The sequence below is a fragment of the Paenibacillus sp. FSL K6-3182 genome, from assembly GCF_037976325.1.
Classification (GTDB): domain Bacteria; phylum Bacillota; class Bacilli; order Paenibacillales; family Paenibacillaceae; genus Pristimantibacillus.
Window position 1 is genome coordinate 3,612,800 of sequence record NZ_CP150265.1, and the last position, 18,255, is coordinate 3,631,054.

General features: G+C 40.1%; 18 protein-coding genes and 1 pseudogene. All 19 read right to left on the bottom strand.

Annotation, left to right across the window (positions count from 1 at the left end; translation table 11 throughout):
- Nucleotides 1-107: 107 nt before the first annotated feature.
- The gene (locus MHH56_RS15745) at nucleotides 108-413 is read right to left on the bottom strand and encodes a hypothetical protein (RefSeq protein ID WP_339209238.1); all 306 of its coding nucleotides are present in this window, start codon (nucleotides 411-413) and stop codon (nucleotides 108-110) included.
- 168 nt (nucleotides 414-581) lie between these two features.
- Nucleotides 582-1,262 (bottom strand): TetR/AcrR family transcriptional regulator, encoded by a 681-nt coding sequence (locus MHH56_RS15750; RefSeq protein WP_339209239.1) that lies wholly within the window; start codon nucleotides 1,260-1,262, stop codon nucleotides 582-584.
- A gap of 118 nt (nucleotides 1,263-1,380) precedes the next feature.
- Nucleotides 1,381-2,148, bottom strand: coding sequence for an ABC transporter permease (locus tag MHH56_RS15755; protein ID WP_339209241.1), 768 nt, complete (start codon nucleotides 2,146-2,148; stop codon nucleotides 1,381-1,383).
- On the bottom strand, nucleotides 2,149-2,910 hold the full coding sequence (locus tag MHH56_RS15760; RefSeq protein WP_339209243.1) for an ATP-binding cassette domain-containing protein: 762 nt from the start codon (nucleotides 2,908-2,910) through the stop codon (nucleotides 2,149-2,151).
- 13 nt (nucleotides 2,911-2,923) lie between these two features.
- Complete coding sequence (locus MHH56_RS15765; RefSeq protein WP_339209245.1) at nucleotides 2,924-3,790, bottom strand: pentapeptide repeat-containing protein; 867 nt, start codon at nucleotides 3,788-3,790, stop codon at nucleotides 2,924-2,926.
- 13 nt (nucleotides 3,791-3,803) lie between these two features.
- Nucleotides 3,804-4,133 (bottom strand): PadR family transcriptional regulator, encoded by a 330-nt coding sequence (locus MHH56_RS15770; protein WP_339209247.1) that lies wholly within the window; start codon nucleotides 4,131-4,133, stop codon nucleotides 3,804-3,806.
- A gap of 250 nt (nucleotides 4,134-4,383) precedes the next feature.
- Nucleotides 4,384-5,727: pseudogene (locus tag MHH56_RS15775) on the bottom strand (FAD-binding oxidoreductase).
- Nucleotides 5,728-6,058: 331 nt separating this feature from the next.
- A complete protein-coding gene (locus MHH56_RS15780) occupies nucleotides 6,059-6,688 on the bottom strand; it encodes a class I SAM-dependent methyltransferase (protein ID WP_339209248.1) in 630 nt (209 codons plus the stop codon).
- 47 nt (nucleotides 6,689-6,735) lie between these two features.
- The gene (gene ppsA / locus MHH56_RS15785) at nucleotides 6,736-9,351 is read right to left on the bottom strand and encodes a phosphoenolpyruvate synthase (protein ID WP_339209250.1); all 2,616 of its coding nucleotides are present in this window, start codon (nucleotides 9,349-9,351) and stop codon (nucleotides 6,736-6,738) included.
- Between the two features lie 408 nt (nucleotides 9,352-9,759).
- The gene (locus MHH56_RS15790) at nucleotides 9,760-10,365 is read right to left on the bottom strand and encodes a dienelactone hydrolase family protein (protein WP_339209252.1); all 606 of its coding nucleotides are present in this window, start codon (nucleotides 10,363-10,365) and stop codon (nucleotides 9,760-9,762) included.
- Between the two features lie 17 nt (nucleotides 10,366-10,382).
- Complete coding sequence (locus MHH56_RS15795) at nucleotides 10,383-11,165, bottom strand: (S)-benzoin forming benzil reductase (RefSeq protein WP_339209254.1); 783 nt, start codon at nucleotides 11,163-11,165, stop codon at nucleotides 10,383-10,385.
- A 52-nt stretch (nucleotides 11,166-11,217) separates the two neighbouring features.
- On the bottom strand, nucleotides 11,218-11,532 hold the full coding sequence (locus MHH56_RS15800; protein WP_339209255.1) for a hypothetical protein: 315 nt from the start codon (nucleotides 11,530-11,532) through the stop codon (nucleotides 11,218-11,220).
- 939 nt (nucleotides 11,533-12,471) lie between these two features.
- Complete coding sequence (locus MHH56_RS15805; RefSeq protein WP_339209257.1) at nucleotides 12,472-12,783, bottom strand: metalloregulator ArsR/SmtB family transcription factor; 312 nt, start codon at nucleotides 12,781-12,783, stop codon at nucleotides 12,472-12,474.
- Between the two features lie 96 nt (nucleotides 12,784-12,879).
- Nucleotides 12,880-13,359, bottom strand: a complete 480-nt coding sequence (locus MHH56_RS15810) for an SRPBCC family protein (RefSeq protein WP_339209259.1) — start codon at nucleotides 13,357-13,359, stop codon at nucleotides 12,880-12,882.
- Between the two features lie 74 nt (nucleotides 13,360-13,433).
- On the bottom strand, nucleotides 13,434-14,702 hold the full coding sequence (locus MHH56_RS15815; protein ID WP_339209260.1) for an FAD-binding protein: 1,269 nt from the start codon (nucleotides 14,700-14,702) through the stop codon (nucleotides 13,434-13,436).
- A gap of 367 nt (nucleotides 14,703-15,069) precedes the next feature.
- Entirely contained in the window at nucleotides 15,070-15,555 is a 486-nt protein-coding gene (locus tag MHH56_RS15820) for a DUF5412 family protein (RefSeq protein ID WP_339209262.1), read from the bottom strand.
- Between the two features lie 40 nt (nucleotides 15,556-15,595).
- Nucleotides 15,596-16,864 carry a glycosyltransferase family 39 protein gene (locus MHH56_RS15825; protein ID WP_339209263.1) on the bottom strand — a complete coding sequence of 423 codons (1,269 nt, stop codon included), beginning with the start codon at nucleotides 16,862-16,864 and terminating at the stop codon, nucleotides 15,596-15,598.
- A gap of 222 nt (nucleotides 16,865-17,086) precedes the next feature.
- On the bottom strand, nucleotides 17,087-17,533 hold the full coding sequence (locus MHH56_RS15830; RefSeq protein WP_339209264.1) for a DinB family protein: 447 nt from the start codon (nucleotides 17,531-17,533) through the stop codon (nucleotides 17,087-17,089).
- A 22-nt stretch (nucleotides 17,534-17,555) separates the two neighbouring features.
- The gene (locus MHH56_RS15835) at nucleotides 17,556-18,080 is read right to left on the bottom strand and encodes a GNAT family protein (protein WP_339209266.1); all 525 of its coding nucleotides are present in this window, start codon (nucleotides 18,078-18,080) and stop codon (nucleotides 17,556-17,558) included.
- Nucleotides 18,081-18,255 lie beyond the last annotated feature (175 nt).

The following is an 18,255-nucleotide window of genomic DNA, read 5'->3' on the forward strand; positions in this document are numbered from 1 at the left end:
CATTCCTTGGCAACAGACTAAATACACTTTCAAATATTTGATTCTAAGAGGAGGACTCTCCGTTTGTCAAGGTGGGCCGTAATTCAAACTAGGAATAGCTTCTCCTATTATTTCTTGTGCTTCAGCTTTCTTTTAATGTGAACACCGATCAAACCGATAATTATAAAGCATCCTCCCGTCACTATCATGCCGAGAAAATTAGTCGAAATTAAATCAGGATCGGGACCATTTCCTACTGGACCAATTTTAGGTTTATAAGCATCAAAATAATAAAAAACAGCTATTATTGTCATTAGGGTACCTACTGATATATTAAATACTGATATCCATAGTTTATATTTATCTGGTTGTGTTATGAGTAAATAAATATTTTGGATGATTACGAAAGCCAAAAATATCCCTTTGTAGATCACCTTTATATCACCTATCCTCAAAATGTAATCGTACCTAATAAAACCTTTTATCAGTCACTATTGTTCGACTGTCCTGCCTGTTAGCTTAACGGGCTGCCGTAAAATTGTATATAAACCTCAATGAATCCGCCCATTCGATATCCAGATGAGGGTGTTTTACATACTATACTACCTATCCTGATCCTTTATCACCTGCTCAATCCCCTTCAGAATCAGCTTCATGCCGAATTCAAACGCTCCGTCGGTCCCTATCAGATTGAATAGCCCATTTTTGTACATCCCTCGAAACACTCCCGCATCTGTCTCGCTCATGGAGTCCAGAAGACTGGTTATCTCTCCATCACGAAGCTCTCCCTGCTCCTCAAGCATAGTGGATAATATGCGCTGATACTGATAATTGTCCAGAACGAAGTAGAAGACATAGTTCACCAGGGTAAGAACGGCTTGTAATTTTTGCTCTTGCTCAAGTGGCGTCGATTCCATGCAGAGCAGCATTCGGTTGGTGAACCGGATCATGTCTGGTTCGTGGGGCAGCGTCAACATCATGAGCTGCGTGGAGCAGGGATATCGGCTGAGCACACTCCGTACGGTTACCGCAAATTCCGCTAGTTGCTCCCTCCAATCCCCCTCAGAGTGAAACTCCTCCAAAATGATCTTCGATAAATGGTTGGCCAGGCGCTGGTAGAGATTCTGCTTGCTCTTGAAATACCAGTACAGAGAGGGAGCCTGAATGCCCATACGATCGGCCAATCGCCTCATGCTGAATTTCTCAATGCCTTCCTCTCCAAGAAGCTCCCACGAGGTTTCCAAAATTTTATTCTCCGAAATCTGAGGTTGCTTTTTTTTCATCGGTATCCGTTCTTTTATCTAACAGTGTAAGTTTTCGGTCCAGCAAAAAGTTAAAAGAACATCATCATAAAAAAGAATAAACCCAGCACTGATACAGTACTGGGTCGCATTTCTTCATTTAAAACCGTTTTCTATAAACCCTCATCGCAAAGAAGTAGGCTACAAACAAGATCCCTACGCACCAAGCAAGCGCAATCCATAATTCATTGCCCACCGGTTGGTTTGAAAGCAACGCGCGAATGGCTTCAACGATCGAGGTTACCGGCTGGTTTTCAGCAAAGGCACGAACGACCGAAGGCATCGATTCAGTCGGCACAAATGCCGAGCTAATAAACGGAAGGAAGATGATCGGGTAGGAAAAAGCGCTTGCCCCATCCACCGATTTTGCCAATAATCCTGCAATGGCAGCGACCCAGGTTAATGCCAGCGTAAACAGCATGAGTATGCCAGCTACTGCAAGCCAGTCTAGTATCCCAGCCGAAGAACGAAAACCCATAATCAGTGCTACGAGAATGATAACGACAACCGAGATAGCATTGGATACTAGTGAAGTCAGCACATGCCCCCATAGTAAGGTAGAACGCGAAATTGGCATGGAATGAAACCTCTCGAAAATACCTCGCTGTACATCGGTAAACAGACGAAATGCCGTGTAGGATATCCCGCTAGCAATCGCAATGAGCAGTATTCCGGGCAATAGATAATTAACATAGTTATCCGTACCGGTTTGAATTGCACCGCCAAACACATAGACGAACAATAGCATCATCGCAATCGGAGTGATACAGACCGTGACGATGGTGTCCATACTACGGGAAATATGGCGCATGGAACGTCCGAGCATAACACCCAAATCGTTAAAAAAATGTTTTTTTACCGTCTCCATTTATGCTCCCTCCTTCTTGCCAATAATGGAGAGGAATATCTCTTCCAATGTCGGCTGCTTTTCAATATACTCCACTTTCGTTGATGGAAACATCTTTTTTAGCTCCAAAAGCGTACCACTGGCGATGATTTTACCCTTGTGCAGAATAGCTATTCGGTCAGCGAGCTGTTCCGCCTCTTCCAAATACTGCGTAGTTAGGAATACCGTAGTGCCGCTGTCTGCAAGCTCCTTCACGATCTTCCAAACCTCGATGCGTGCCTCGGGATCAAGGCCAGTGGTCGGCTCGTCGAGGAAAATAACCTGCGGTTTCCCTACAAAGCTCAATGCGATGTCGAGCCTGCGGCGCATCCCACCCGAATAAGTAGATACCCTGCGGTTGGCGGCGTCTGTCAGGCCAAAGCGTTTAAGCAAGTCGTCCGCAACTTGCCGCGGATTACTCAGGTATCGCAGTTTGGCAATCATGATTAGATTTTCCCGTCCGGTCATTAGTTCGTCTACAGCGGCAAATTGTCCGGTTAAACTAATTGCCTGCCTCACATGATCAGGTTTGGACGCTACATCGAATCCCTCAACGACGGCGGTTCCACTGTCTTGTTTGAGCAGCGTAGTGAGGATTTTGACAACCGTCGTTTTACCTGCCCCATTTGAACCGAGCAGTGCAAAAATACTGCCCTTTTCCACCTCGAAATCTACTCCCTTAAGGACGGCAAGCTCTTTGTAAGACTTTTGCAGACCTATAACTTGAATTGATTTGTTTTTCATGTTTTTCCCCTCCTTATCGAACTGTAACCTTAGACAATTCGGCTCCCATGCCTTTAAGCGCAGCATAGGTCAGCTTATCCATGACTGCGTCGTCAAAGCAGATGGTTTTGATGGAGCGGTAATACTTATTAGTCAAGGAAAAAAATGCTTGAAAAGAAACATTCTTGAGTGTAGCACCCTTAAACGAAACTTCATTTATAGCAGACTTGTCAAACTTAACGCCGATAAAGGTTTGCCCGTCAAGACACAGCCCACTCAGGTCACAATATTTGAAGTCCACGCCGTCAAAGATACAACCTTCAAAAATTGTTTTTTTAAGGTCGATCTTGTTTAGCGTGACGTCGGTCAGTTTTACGCCTGTGAATTTTGCTCCTTCCATCCCTGAAATGCTGAAGTTGGTGCGTACAAGGATCGATTTATTGAAGCTCGCATTGGAAAGATCATTGACAGATAGGGTACAGTCGGTCAGATTTGCGCCGTTAAAATTGGCTTCACGTATGTCGCTGCTCTTAAAGGTGCTTCCGGTCAAGTCTGCTCCTGCAAAGTCAGAGCCGTGTAATGCACTCGATGTGAAATTTCCTTTATGCGCAATAACACCTGCAAAGTCACTCTTTGGCAAATTGCTCGCGCTAAAGTTTGTCAGTACTTGCCTCTCCAGCGAGCGGGAGAGATTGGCGACTTCCAGTATCGTTTCCTCGATGTCGCCAATGCTCTCAATGGTCTTATTAAACGCTGTTTCATCGTCTTTGCCCTCGGCTTTAAGTTCACGGTACCTCTCCTGTAAATCGGAGAGCAGGTCGGCTTTTAATTCGGTGACGCTTTTCACCCCATCGTATGGCGTAAAAACGTCGTTCAAATAATTCGTCAATTTCTGATTCATCACATCAAACCTCCTATAGTAAGTTTTCAAGCACGCGTTTTGCATACTCCCAGTTGCTATTGTTGCGGGCATATGTTTCCTTGCCCTTCTCGGTAATTCTAAAATATTTGCGCCGTCCACCCTGTGATTCATCGCCCCAGTACCACTCGATATCACCGTCTGTCTCAAGACGTCTAACACTGGAATACATGGTCGCTTCTTTTAGTTCATACTCACCGCCCGAGCGCTCCGCGATCAATTTGACAATTTCGTATCCATAGCGATCATCTTCGGATAATAGTCGCAATATCATCGTATCGGTATGTCCGCGCAGCAGGTCGGATGTAATTTTGTTCTCACTCATTTAATCACCCCGCAACTGTATAATACGACATACTACTGTGACTGTCAAGGTACTATTTTAATCAAAATACTGTTTCTGTGATTTCCGAAGCCTAACCCTATCGATTTTAGTTGTAAAATGCAAAATGAACCCAAGGATCCCCTTGGGTTCACGCGATTAGTGACCTTGTGTGTCTTTGCTGCTTGGCATGTGACATGATATCCCCCACAACTTAACTGTGAGAAAGTACCTTATTTCAATTCATTCTCATTCAAGCCGGTGGAATACTTTGAGGATTGTTGAACACATTATTTGGATCATACTTAGCTTTTACTCTACGTAGCCTAGGAAAGTTTTTACCATAATAAACAGGACCAGAACATTTGATACCTTGGTCTGGTACATTGATATAGGAGCCTACGATATATGGCTGCAGCTTATGCCTTGTGTTCCGTGCTAAGGCAATATTTTTAGCGGCATGAGATGGCTTAACCCATGAGCTGTTCCATTCGACATAAAATTTGGCTTTACGCCAGTAGAATGCTGTGGCTTTAGGTGCGATTCGGCTTATGGCACCACCCCAGTTAAGGAAGAAGAAGCCGGCCGGAGTCCCTCCCTCAGCGTTTTCTAGAAACTCGCGCATAACTTTATAGGCTTTATCTGGAAAAGGACGTCTGCCGAAGCCGCTTGAAAACTGGTTGCTGAACTTTTGTGTCAGCACTGGATCAGGAGCTAACAAAAACTTTGTAGCTTCAAGATATGGTAACAATCGGATGGTTTTTTTTGTAGGCGTCCCCACGCTTAGAATAGGCTCTAATTGACGCAGGGCTTCCGTTTTAGATCCAAGAAACAGACCGAGCATGCTAACATTTCCACCCTTTTTGGGCCCAACATTTAATTCGCTGCCCAATCTGGTGCTGGCATTAGGAGCCCAGACTTGCCATTTCTTTACGACTTTTTCGAACTGCTCCCATGGCCACGTTACGCTGAAGACGGTAGCTTTGGCTGGAGCACGCAGAACTTTGAATTTGTATTTTGTGTATACGCCAAAGTTACCGCCTCCTCCACCGCGGGAAGCCCATAGGAGATCGGAATTGCGTTTTTTATTTGCCCGGATTACTCTTCCCTTAGCGTCAACCATTTCTAGTCCGATGAGATTGTCGCTAATGAGGCCAGTCGTTCTTTGGAGCGGACCAATCCCTCCGCCAAGTGTAATTCCACCGATTCCAACCGAAGGACTATCACCAAACGGTGCGATAAAACCTTGTCTTGCCAATTTGTCTACGACTCTTCCTACCCGATTGCCTGACTCAACCACAACAGTTCTGCACTTTTTATTCAACTTGATTTTCTTCATTTCGCTAACATCGATGACAATGCCTCCGTTAACTTGAGAAAGGTTGGTCTCCAAGGCGTGCCGTCCACTTCTCGGGCGAATAGGAACATTATTTTTGCGAGCTCATCTTATAGCGTTTGCAACATCCTGTGTTCTTTGGGCAAAAACAAAAACTTTTGGAAATCTGTCGGTATGAGGATCCCAATTCTTACGAGCCGCTTCATAACCAGGGTTTCCCTTGAAAATCACTCGCCCCGTAAGTTTCGTTATTGATTTCATCTATCCAACTCCTTTATCCATTTCTCCCGCAATTTAGACAGTTGCCATGTATCGTATGGTGTGTTTAACCGGTTGGTATAGACTGCTGCTGATAAAGTTTATATAAATCAGAACTCGAAAGATCATGGTTTTCATTATTTGTCTTTACAAGTGCATGAATGTTGAACTGATATTTGTATTCCAAACTAAAAACAGTGACAGTCATGAACAAATAAATAATGTCCTAGACTGTCACTGTTTCAATGCACTAATGACTACTTTTTCGTACTCGGTGCAGTTCTATTTCCTTTAAGTTATGTTTTAGATAGTGTTGAAAAATATATGATTATGTTTACGATGTTTTCTTGCACTTTATAATTAAAAAATGGATTGGAGGTGCATTTTTCGTGTTCTTATTTGGCTCGTCAATTTCTGAAATCTTTACCAGTCCATATTTTTCAAAATCTTGTTTTATGGAATCATCATCATAAAAATACATTTTTACGCCTTCCATTATCTCGAAATAGTCTTTAGCCAATTGTTTGCCCTTTCCGAACATTGGGGCTTTTTGTGAAACCGTTGTAAAAACCAAATATCCATTTGGCTTTAACTGATCATAACAATCTTGAATAAACTTTTCTCTCTCGCGATTATCCAATAAGTGAATAAGCGCATGACTGAATATACCATCATAGAGCTTGTTATCAAAGGGCATATCCGTTACTGAACCATGAAAAATACTTATATCAAGCCCGTTATCCTTCGCCAAATCAATCGCTGTATTTGAAATTTCTATACCTGTTACATTTATTCCATTGTCAATAAAAACCTTTGCATTTCTGCCATAACCAATACCTGGAATCAGAATGTCCTTAACATTCTTTTCAAGGAAAAAGTCCTTTGTTGCGATTGCGGAGTCTGTAGGTTCAAATCCCCACATCGTTTGTTTTTCTATAAAACTTGATTCCCAAAATTCCGTCATATCTCTATCTCCTTTATGACTTAAATTAAATGTTATCTTGCTAGCCATTACAATATTTCGATATACCCTTCAGTTCCATGTACACGTATTCGTTGTCCATCTTTTATTAATGTGGTAGCATTCTCCACCCCAACTACTGCTGGTAAGCCATACTCACGCGCGATAACTGCCCCATGAGTCATCAGCCCACCAACTTCGGTAACTAGACCTTTAATGGATACAAACAATGGTGTCCAGCCTGGGTCAGTAAAGGAAGTGACTAAAATATCTCCATCTTCTAAATCAGCATCCTCCATACTTAAGACAACACGTGCTCGTCCCTCGATTACTCCAGAAGAAACAGGCAGACCTGCAATAGCATCGGTTGGGAGATTTTCTCGTTCATATTTCCCCGAAATGATTTCACCATCAGATGTAATAACACGTGGGGGAGTCAATTTTTCATATCGTTTGTATTCGGTTTTTCGATTGTTGATAATCTGGTAATCCAATATATTTGAGGCTACGATATCTCGAAGTTCTTCAAAAGAAAGATAGTATACATCTTCTTTTTCTTGAATAATGCCAGCTTGTACGAGCTGTTCGGCTTCTTTCAATAAAGCTTGCTTATATACGAAGTAGCGACTAATCATGCCGTACTTTGGATATTCACGATACCCGCTGAAATTTTGGATTAAGCTGATCATTTGTTTGGTCTCTGCGGCTTTGTGATTACCATCCGGCAATTGTTTTAATCGGTCTAATAACTCTTGTTCTTTTTCCAAAGCTTCCTGTCGCCCTTGCTCGAATTTTCGCTTGCCGGCATTAGGCTCAAAGTTTTTGATGTTACCTAGAATCATCGGGACAAGTGTAATTGGTTTTTCACTCCAACGAGTTTTTGTCATATCGATTTCACCGGCACATCGCATCCCATATTTGTCGAGATAAGCATAAATAGCGTCTTGGGTTGCCTTTCCACCATTAAGCTTAACCAGATCATCCAAAAAGTTATCTTCTCTTACATGTTGTAAATAATCAATTACTTCTGGATAAGGACGAATCACATCAGCGACATCCAAGAGTGCCAGACCCATTGTCGAAGTAATATTGTTTGGTACAGATTGCGAAAGCGTATCTGCTGCGTTTTTTTCACCTAACCACTTGTTCATTTTTTCATTAATCCATGATGAAGCATCCATGGCAGTCATAATTACAGCCGAACTTTGTGGGTTAAATAGAGTTTTCTTTAAATGCTGGATATCTTCTAAAATATAATCAAATAAATCTGATCCTGATTTCATTTGGATGTTTTGTTTTAACTCTTCTATCGATGTTTGACTACTCTTAATTAAATCAGTAACGATTGTTGGGTTATTTTCGATTTGTGCTTGAATATCAGAAAACGTCTTACCTTTACTGCTCTTAATGGGACTAGGTAATTGTTTAACATCAGGTGTTGATTTTATAAAATCCTCTCGCTCTACGATAGTCATAAGCGCGTCTTTTATGAGGGGATCGGATTTTCCCAAGGCATCTATTACTATACTGCTACTGACAGGGGAAGCCAGGCTATGTGTGATATCAACAAACAACCTTCCACCAGCTGTTCGCATGGTTGCTGGGGTCGTTAACAGGTAGAAAGACAGTCCCAATGGTTTTATGGGGTCGGTCATCATTTGTTGATGACCAACAGAAACATAGACGTGATTTTCTTTATCATTCGCTTCAGGGATCGGGTATAAGGTTGTAATTGGACGACTCTGTACAATATAAAAAGCATCATCTACCAAACACCATTCGATATCTTGTGGACAACCAAAATAAGCTTCGATCTGTCTTCCGATGAGTGCCAATCGTAAAATTTGTTGTTCAGTAAGTGTTTGTGTATTCTGTAGTTCAGGATCGATTTGCTTTGTCTCAGTTCCTCCTTCTTTTAATCCATAGATAGCCACTTTTTTGGTTGCTATCCTTTTGTTGACGATTTCTCCTCCTTGTACGATATAACAATCGGCAGATACTAGGCCAGAAACCAACGCTTCTCCAAGTCCAAAGCTGGCATCGATGGAGAGCAGCTTTCGGTTAGAGCTGATCGGATCGGCGGTAAATAAAATGCCCGAAGCCTGTGGGAAAACCATCCTTTGAACGATAACGGATAAATAAACTTGACTGTGGTCAAATCCATTTTGCATACGGTATATTACCGCGCGATCCGTAAATAGAGATGCCCAACATTTACTGATATGCTGAATGATTGCTTCTTTGCCGATGATATTTAAATAGGTGTCATGCTGACCAGCAAAAGAAGCATGTGGTAAATCTTCAGCAGTCGCACTAGAACGTACGGCATAAGCATGTTCATCACCAAATTGTGAGAGATAGTGTGTAATTGCTTTCACAGCTTCAGAAGGAATTTCTACCTCCATAATGATTTGTCGAATCTTTCTGCTGATTTCACCAATCTGGTCTCGATCTACTGCTTTTAACGTTGTAAGTTGATCCAACAATGCATGATACGTTTCGTTATGTTCGAAGGCTCTTTGATAAACCTCAGTTGTAACGCAAAATCCTGCTGGTACTTGAATTTCTTCGATTTTTGATAATTCCCCTAAATTCAACCCTTTTCCTCCAACGAGTGAAAATTGCTTTTTTTCCATTTGCTGAAAACCGAGAACTAAAGTACTCATTCAATATCTCCCCTATCCAATAAACTGAGTAAAAGATTTGACAAGAGCTTAGCAGCATGATACAATGAAATTGTAAGATGTAACATTTATGTTTAAATCTATTTTTGAAGACGTGCAATGATTATATCATCGTGTTTGTTTATATGCAAATCTTTAGAACCTGATAATATCATCCAGGTTCTTTTTTGATTCCCCTCTAACATTATCGCATTAAAAAGCAGAGCTCGTGCCGAGCTCCGTCACTTCATATCACCTTCGGGTCCTAATAGGATAGGATTTGCTCTCTTCCACTCTATCGCCGCAATAATAAAAAAGTTACTGAAAAATTACCGATGATAGCTCTCTTAAAGTTAAACTCCGTTAACAGGAGTCTACAAACAACCAAGTGTATTGCTTCCTACGAGGGGATCAAAATCGTTCTATGTTATGGAAAAAGCCTACCATCTCAGAAAAGGCCTTCTGTGCGGATTGTTCATTGTATTTGTGAGAATACGGGTCACTGAAGCCGTGTTGTCCGCTAAATTTATGGATTTCATTCGCATCGTTTTTGCTTAAAATCGAAATTAAATCATCTACATGAAACGACAATTCTTCTTGCGGAAAAAATAGTATTGTTGGACATTTAGGCAGTAATTCCGTGTAGTTTCTAATGCGTGAACCATAGTATGCTGCTATCCCATCAACCTCTGGTTCCTCTGAACATAACCATGCAGCTGTTGCTCCTACGCTAAATCCGGCAAGAAAAACTTTTTTATAATTAGCCCTTTTGTCGAATACGAGCTGCTTAATTTGGTTCGATGCCTTAATAAAGCCTACATTTTCCATGAAATGACGATATGCAGTTTCCTCATTGGCATAGTCGAAAGGTACTTCTTGTACCAAAAGATTTGGACAAATAACATCAAAATCGTGATCCGCTAGTGATTGACAAATATGTTGCATATGACGGTTAATGCCATAAATTTCATGAATGACTATGATTAAAGTTTCAGAACCGTTAATTATGCTAATCATTATTTCAGCCGCCTTTGTTAAGTGTTTTTGTTTGGAGTGTCAACATGTTGTTGAAGCTTCGAATAGTCATAAATATCAACGATAGCACCATGTTCAAAATGCTCTGTAAACAAAAACGCTATTATTTGTTGTGCGGTTTCTTCTGGTGTCGTCAGCATGCCGGCATCTTTGGCCATTCCGAATAGCTGAGCAGATGGGAAAGCTGCTTGGTCTTGAGTTCTTGCTTCTTTTTGCAAATTCGTATCAATCATTCCTGGCCATATAGAAATAATACCGACTGGTGCTTGGGTGTGGCTTTGTTCAAGACCGACACATTGAGTGAATACGTCCAAACCTGCTTTGGAAGCCGAATATAGACTCATGCCAGGATGGTGATGTTTGGCTGAGGAGGATGATATATTTAAAATGCGCTTATTGCCTAAAAAGGTTTTCGTATGCTTCATAAATGTAGAAGTCAGTAAAATAGGTGCGAGCAGATTAACATGAATGTTTCCTGTGATTTCGTTAACAGCAGCCGAATCAATAAATGCAACAGGAGCGATCATAGAAGCATTGTTTATGAGATAAACCCCGTTGGCTCTAGACAGATCAATTTCTGAAAAAATTCGGTTCATTAACGCCTCGATTTGATCAATGTCGTGTAAATCAAATTCCAAATAGGTAATGTTCTTGCTTTTGTTTGTTAACGAATGATTTCTTTCGCGTGAAATACAAAATAAATAGTGCTCTGATGAGATAAGTTGCTCTGCAATAGCTTGTCCAATTCCTCTTGATGTGCCGGTTATTATAAAATAATTCATAATTACGCGCCTCCAATATTAAAGTTTTGAATTGGGAATTCAAAGATACTTTTTAATCAACTTCATCTAAATTAATATTTAATTCTATGGTCTTCCTTTCACTATTAATCGAAAATATGGTTTCAGTGTAAAGAATTTGATCTTCAGGTGTAATATTAATCATTTTGTCCTTATCGAAACTGTATACTTCATTTTTAGCTAATGACTTTGAGATACCAACAAAACTATAAATAATATCTGGGCGATTAGATCGCTCTCCGACGACTGCTCCAGTCAAAGGGTCGCCATGGATGATCCCAATGGAATTATCGCCTGTATTCACCAATTCGGTATGAATTTTAATTTTTGATGCTTCTTCTCTTTCCACTTTGACTCGAACTGTAATGGATTCGGACGAAACCTCCTTAATTATTGACTTGTTCTCTTTGCTTTGACATCCCATTACGAACAGAAGAAATATACATAATATGATAATAGGCTTCAAGTAGTTCAATCCTTTCTGCAAAAGCAAGAAATGAGACTCTAATTCCAACGCTCCATAATTGGGAAGAGAAAGCCGCTTAGGATTCCGGGTACGCAGTAGAAGTAATTCCATTCTAATTTGCCTACACAGAGGGAATAAATCATTGTGGAAATCATCAACCCGGTAAATGCGTGAGCAAGCATGGACGAAAATAATCTCCTTTTTTTAATTCTGAGTAACAGATCAATTAAATAAAAAGCAGGGCATAAGCACAAAAGAGTGAATATCCACAGAAATAATATCAAAAATGGCAGCAGATACACAAAGAACATCATATGGACCTCAATTAAGAAGCTCAGCGGATAAAAACACATAAGAATCAACGAAACGACCACTGCAACCCAGAAACTATTTAATGCAGCGTCATGAACTCTCTCCAACGGTGCTACATCCCCTTCATTCCAATTGAAATTTTCAAAATGAAAAATTTACTTTATGTTATTAGTTAGCATTATGAATAAATTATTCTAATTCTTAAGGATATGGAGCGGGAATTGCTAAAAAGTGTTATTGTTTCCTTAATTATATCCCCATTCCCGTCGTAATGAATAGTTCTATCATTAATAGTACCCCGTCATCCTTCTTGCTCTACTACTTGTTAAGATAAAAAAATAAGCAGGCCGCCGAAGCGTCTGCTCATCCACAATTATCATTGTTCTTAGCTTTCCTTTAGTTCAATAAAAATCTATTTTAGAATCTCTGTCTTCATCTATGGTGTAACATAGAAAAAGCCAGGATAATCTCCTGACTTTATCATGGTCAATGTAAGTTCTAATCAAGTATCTATTCTTCCTCTTGATCAAGGAAGGACTGGAGATCGTCAAGCTTGCTGGACCAGAAATGACGATATGACTCCAGCCACTTATCGACTTCTTGAAGCGGCTCTGGGCGTAAGGAATAGATGTTTTTTTGGGATACAGATCGTACCTCAACCAATCCAGCTTCTCGCAATACTCTTAGATGCTTGGAAACGCCCGGTTGACTCAATTGACACTTATCTACAAGTTCCCCAACTGAACGCTCGCGAATGCGCAATAGATCCAGCATAGACCGTCTGTGTGGTTCCGACAAAACTTCAAATATATTATTACTCATCACTTGGTCCTCTCCACTCGAATGCGCAACCGACAATGGATTTTAATTTGATGTGCTAATCGCTCCAAGAGCATCAGCATTGTCTTCCTTTACAACTCAATTCATTATCGAATCATATTTCTTGCGCAAGTCTTTAAAACGATCCGAAGGGAAGTCGACCTGCTTTTCATGAAGAATCATATCAATCATGTCTAGATGCACATGCCAGCCTGCCAGAAAATCAGCAACTTCAGCGGACTCGTAAAACGTATGAGTCAGGTGAAGATGGCATCCTTTATCATCGTCATGCAGCTCCCATCGAACCACTGATTCTCCTGAAGACTTCTCTATCCAAGTGTACTCGAGCTCATTTGGGGGATTGACCATAGTGAACTTTCCATGTACCAGATCCCCATTCTCCCAAAGAAATGTAATCTTTCCGTTAACGATCAAATCAAATTCAGCATGCGCAGTTAACCAATTGACAATCTGAGTGGGACTAGTTAACGCCCTCCATACTTTTTCTATCGGATGATTTAGATAACGCTCGAACCGAACCACACTTCTTCCTTCATATTGTAGAAGTTTACCGTCCATTCAATCCCCTCCAAAGTTATAATTACCATATTATATTATATACATTACCATATGGTTATATAACTGTAAAGGAATTAACGTTTCTCCATAATGTAGTTTTTTAAGAAGTCGTTGCAAAACTTTCCTTGAGGGTCGTTCTGAAGTAGTAATTGCCGAAAGTCAGGCAACTTCTCATATAATGATTGAAGATGGGCAGGCGGCGTGGCAAACAGCTTTGCCCAATGTGGGCGAGCATGGAAAGGCGCAATTTGTTCCTCGATCATCGGAAGGATTTGTCGGACCGCCTCCCAATCCGCCTTCCATGTAAAGTGAAAAGCAACGGATTCCTGCTTATAACAAGGACTCATCCACAAATTGTCTTCTGCAATCGTACGAACTTCTGACACATAAAGATGTGGCGATATGAAATCACGTATCCGGTCAATCGCACATAGTGCTTGATAGGCATCTTTGCGCGGCACAAAATATTCACTCTGTAGTTCCTCTCCGGCACTTGGCGTGAAATCCATGCGGAAGTGCGGTAGCCTTTCATGCCATGGCCCCGGAATACCAAGCTGCTCACTGCAATTCTCTGCGGAATAACCTGGCACTGGATGTCGTGGTACACTTGCGAGCTTGGCGCCAAAAAATTCAGATTCCACTTCATCGTGTTCAAGATCTGGTAACTTACGCTTTTGCCAGACTTGATTGAATGTAGACGTTTTCCAATCCGTAAAAAGACTAACACTATAAGCGCTAGAGAATATTTCGTCAAAATGATCTTTAAGTTGAACTAAAGGCAAATGATCAAATACATATTGACTCATCTGGAATGTGGGGATTATATCTAGAGTGATTTTCGTAATCACCCCGAGCCCTCCAAGCCCCACTACCGCACCAGCAAAGTGCCCATCTTGTTGATCACGGGAGAATACGACCTTATTCCCATCTGCTTTGACAACTTCCATGGAATGAATCGCCGAAGCAAGATTAGCATTCTGGTCACCGGAACCATGTGTGGCCGTTTGGGATGCGCCTGCTATTGTAATATGGGGCAACGAAGCCAAGTTGTGCAAAGCATAACCGAATTCATACAGATATTGACACAGATCTCCGTATCTAATCCCTCCCTCGACTGTAACCTTATTGTGTTTAGTATCTAATGCAAGGATTCGGTTAAACTTTTGTAGAGAAATTAGGTTCTCGTTACAATCAGCGATTCCATTGAACGAATGACGAGTGCCAAGTGTCTTAATTCGATTGCTACGTGCTACTATTTCTTGTATTTGCTCCAATGTTTCCGGAACATGGAGTTCGGATGCGCTATACCTATAGTTACCTGCCCAATTTCGATTATTTTCCATAAACATATACCCCCACTACATCTGATGAAAGATTTGTCAAAAATATCGATATGTTATAAAAATATTCTATATATTTTGGAAGTATCCTGCACGGAGAATAGTTCTGGTGAACATTACATCAAATACCACTGCAATGACCCTTAGGTCTCTTATGCTATCTCTTATGCTTAATAGCAGCTATAGAAAAAACTAAAGGTACAGCTCCTCATATTTTTAGAGGTGCTGTACCTTTTCTCATAATAATTTGAGCTTTAAGCATTGGTGTACCGTTTGCAACATGAAGTATGCTAAATGCTAAAACCATAATTAATCAAGCCAATGTATCTTAACAATCGTAATTTCAAATTGTAGAGTTCCGTGTCTCTTTTCAGAAACCAATCATTTTAAGAATTAATGGCACCTGAATGTCATCGGCCTTATAACAATTTTCAAACTTTCCTTTTAACAATAGACTTCGACATGCTGCTCCAGATTCTTCATAAATATCGGACTTCACATTTAACTCTATATTCCTATGGTCATTATATTCCGGACTTTCATTCTTAATTTTAAGAACTTCTGCGGATTTCCAATTCATAGAAAAAACGTCTTTATGATTGCTTGAATAAATCGTTTTTTTCTTGCCCGTTTGGGTTTCTTCAACCTCGACAATATACAAAACGTCACCTGCTGCGCCACCATAAGGGATATAATATGCACTTGCATTATATTCACCATTCGGAGATTTGGTCGGACCACTGAATATGACAGCATTATTATTAAGAGCTTGAAAACTATAAAAGTATCTATTATACCCTATTAATAATAAAATACTGATTGCTATAAATAGCAAGAAAGCATATCTTTTTTTCATAAATCCTCCGATCTATGATTCCCGTGTAGGTTTGAAGCTTTTAAAGGTTGGCAGTGACATTATTTTTCACACTCGTACTTTGATACTTTGCAATCGCCCAGTCGATAAAAAAACCTGCGCTCATAAAGAAAAGAAACACATTCGGGTAACCATACCTATTGAATGCGACAAAGGGAATATAGATCACAGTAAAGTAAGCCAATGAAAGTAATAAAAACAAATAAGCAATCTCCTTTTGCCGGAAGGCTCGCTTAAGCGCAATCAGTAAACCTGCTGCTCCCAATAGCATAAATACGACATGGTAGATGCCCGCGATCCAAATATTTACACCAAATACCGTTTTCCAATAATAAGGAGCCGCATATAATCCAAGTACTTTATCAATCGTATACCATTTCAAGTATTTTAATGGTTGATTTTTAAAGCCGAAGCTTACAATTTTTTGTGCCGTTTCGGCTTGAGCAGCGTCTGAGCCTGCAAATAGATTTTCACTGATGCCCTCGTATTCTAGATGGGTGTCGAAGAAGGCCTTTGAAGGTGCCTCGTTGTTAATAAGAGCGCCTAATAACATCGGATTGCCTGCTGACTGTGTGAATGGAATGAATTTATCAAATGTGACGTAATTCCGTATCCACCATGGAGATAGCAAAAGAATCATCGTTAACGAAATAACTGCAGTATACTTCACTATAATTTTCCAAGATATCTTTTTCACAAGCCATAAAATGAACCAGACAACGGGAAAAAGCACCGCATGCGGTTTGAAATAACATGCTAGCCCAACAATAGCGGCCGAAATAATGTAATACCTTGTTTCTTGTCTCCTTAAAGCAAGAAGGCTAAAGCAAATAAGCAATATGAACAGCGTGCGGAACATTGTCTCCGACAAAATGGCGCCTGAAGAAAAATAATCGGGCAAATAAAGCGCTGTTGCGATGCTGGCTATTATAGCTGCTCTACTATTAAACAGCTGATTAGCCGCTATAAAAATCAAATAAATCGAGAACGCCTGCAGGGCTGCCATTAGAACTCGGAATGCCACAACCCCTCCATCTCCTTGTCCGAAGATGAGCATGAGACCTGCCAGTACAACTGGCATTCCTGGCATGATGAAAGCTGACGGCTCATCGCCGCTGTTATAAGTAATCGTGTGCTTATTCAATAAAATTTTAGCGCTATTTACATATTTAACGTCGTCATTATTTTGTTTATCATATGACCCAATGAGAAAGTGATCGCCATACAACAGAACAGATGCGGTGCTAATCGAAAAAACGAGAATGATAATAATGAATAAAGTAGTGCGCATAGGACGAGAGACATGATTAAGCTTAAACAGGATTTACACACCTTTCTCTTACAAATACGAGGGGTACAGACTATCTCTATCATATATCACTATGACCAAGTATTGGAGCCATACGATCCTTTGTATTAATAAATAATAAAGAGCAGCTGCCATGGCAAACTGCTCCAGAACTAAAGTATAACTATCGTTTACCCTTAATTCAAACAGTAACTATTGATATTTCTATCTCACAAAATTAATATAATCAATGTTGACGGGTTCAAAACCATTTGCTCGAATTCGTAAATTAATTTGTCCTCGATGATACTGACCATGTAGTGCTACATGAGTTAAAATATCTCGTGTGGAAGTTACAAACTCTTTACCTTTACTGTTTGAATATGATACTAAGTTATCTAAGTCAGCGTATGTGAGTTCAGTGAGAATATTTTTGAAGCTTTCTTCATTTTGTTTAATAAGTTTTGCACAGGATTCTAGATCACCATCTGACCAGATAGGCATTTGTGAACTGTCCATCCCTCTTATTCTTGCAATCCAAACTTGTTCGGCATTTAGAATATGAGAAAATAACCGCACCAGTTGATCCTCGTTTTCTACATTTTGCAAAGTTTCTAGAATACGTTGATTTGCCCAGTTTAGATGTTCATACATCTTTTGAATTGTTTTCATTGATTCCATCCTTTCATTAACTTCACTTTATCAAAGAGTAAATGTTTGTATCATAGGCAACACCATTTTGATACATATAGTTTTTCAAGATTCCCTCTTTTTCAAAACCTAGTTTTTTTAATAATTGATTGGATTTTTTATTTTCAATAAAAACAATCGCGCCAATACGAGTTAACCCAAGTTCGCTAAAACCATATGTTATAACTTTTGAAATGGCTTCTGTTGCATATCCATTTCCCCAATAATCAGGATGAAGCTCATAGCCTATCTCAGCTCTCTTATGTTTTAAAGACAAAACATTAAAACCGATGGTCCCGATCATTTCTTTTTTACCTTTTATTTCAATGCCCCATCGAATGCCTCGATTTTCTTGGTAGCTTTGAGCGAAAAACGCAATGAACGGTTCTGCTTGTTCGATATTTGTTAACGTATCTTGTCCATAATATCGTGTCACATCATGATTGGAAAAGCAACGAAAGATGCTATGAGCATCTTCTTTAACGATTTCTCTCAATTGCAATCTTTCTGTCTCTAGAATCGGAAACACTTAATCACTCCATTTTTATAATTTTAATATGTATTCCTATTAGATGGTTAACGCAACAGTGATTGCTCATGCTTCGGATAATATTCAAAAAACAAATACTTCCAATCACTCATGAAGTAATTTTGATAAATTCTATTGTAGAAGCAAATCTGTTCATTCCAGAAATCTACAGCGT

Excerpts from the sequence above, each read along its gene's own strand:
- MHH56_RS15780 (WP_339209248.1), bottom strand. The coding sequence starts at position 6,688 with ATGACGGAATTTTGGGAATCAAGTTTTATAGAAAAACAAACGATGTGG.
- MHH56_RS15755 (WP_339209241.1), bottom strand. The coding sequence starts at position 2,148 with ATGGAGACGGTAAAAAAACATTTTTTTAACGATTTGGGTGTTATGCTC.
- MHH56_RS15805 (WP_339209257.1), bottom strand. The coding sequence starts at position 12,783 with ATGAGTAATAATATATTTGAAGTTTTGTCGGAACCACACAGACGGTCT.
- MHH56_RS15770 (WP_339209247.1), bottom strand. The coding sequence starts at position 4,133 with ATGAGTGAGAACAAAATTACATCCGACCTGCTGCGCGGACATACCGAT.
- MHH56_RS15810 (WP_339209259.1), bottom strand. The coding sequence starts at position 13,359 with ATGGACGGTAAACTTCTACAATATGAAGGAAGAAGTGTGGTTCGGTTC.
- MHH56_RS15825 (WP_339209263.1), bottom strand. The coding sequence starts at position 16,864 with ATGCGCACTACTTTATTCATTATTATCATTCTCGTTTTTTCGATTAGC.
- MHH56_RS15830 (WP_339209264.1), bottom strand. The coding sequence starts at position 17,533 with ATGAAAACAATTCAAAAGATGTATGAACATCTAAACTGGGCAAATCAA.
- MHH56_RS15765 (WP_339209245.1), bottom strand. The coding sequence starts at position 3,790 with ATGAATCAGAAATTGACGAATTATTTGAACGACGTTTTTACGCCATAC.
- MHH56_RS15790 (WP_339209252.1), bottom strand. The coding sequence starts at position 10,365 with ATGATTAGCATAATTAACGGTTCTGAAACTTTAATCATAGTCATTCAT.
- ppsA (WP_339209250.1), bottom strand. The coding sequence starts at position 9,351 with ATGAGTACTTTAGTTCTCGGTTTTCAGCAAATGGAAAAAAAGCAATTT.
- MHH56_RS15750 (WP_339209239.1), bottom strand. The coding sequence starts at position 1,262 with ATGAAAAAAAAGCAACCTCAGATTTCGGAGAATAAAATTTTGGAAACC.
- MHH56_RS15820 (WP_339209262.1), bottom strand. The coding sequence starts at position 15,555 with ATGAAAAAAAGATATGCTTTCTTGCTATTTATAGCAATCAGTATTTTA.
- MHH56_RS15795 (WP_339209254.1), bottom strand. The coding sequence starts at position 11,165 with ATGAATTATTTTATAATAACCGGCACATCAAGAGGAATTGGACAAGCT.
- MHH56_RS15760 (WP_339209243.1), bottom strand. The coding sequence starts at position 2,910 with ATGAAAAACAAATCAATTCAAGTTATAGGTCTGCAAAAGTCTTACAAA.
- MHH56_RS15815 (WP_339209260.1), bottom strand. The coding sequence starts at position 14,702 with ATGGAAAATAATCGAAATTGGGCAGGTAACTATAGGTATAGCGCATCC.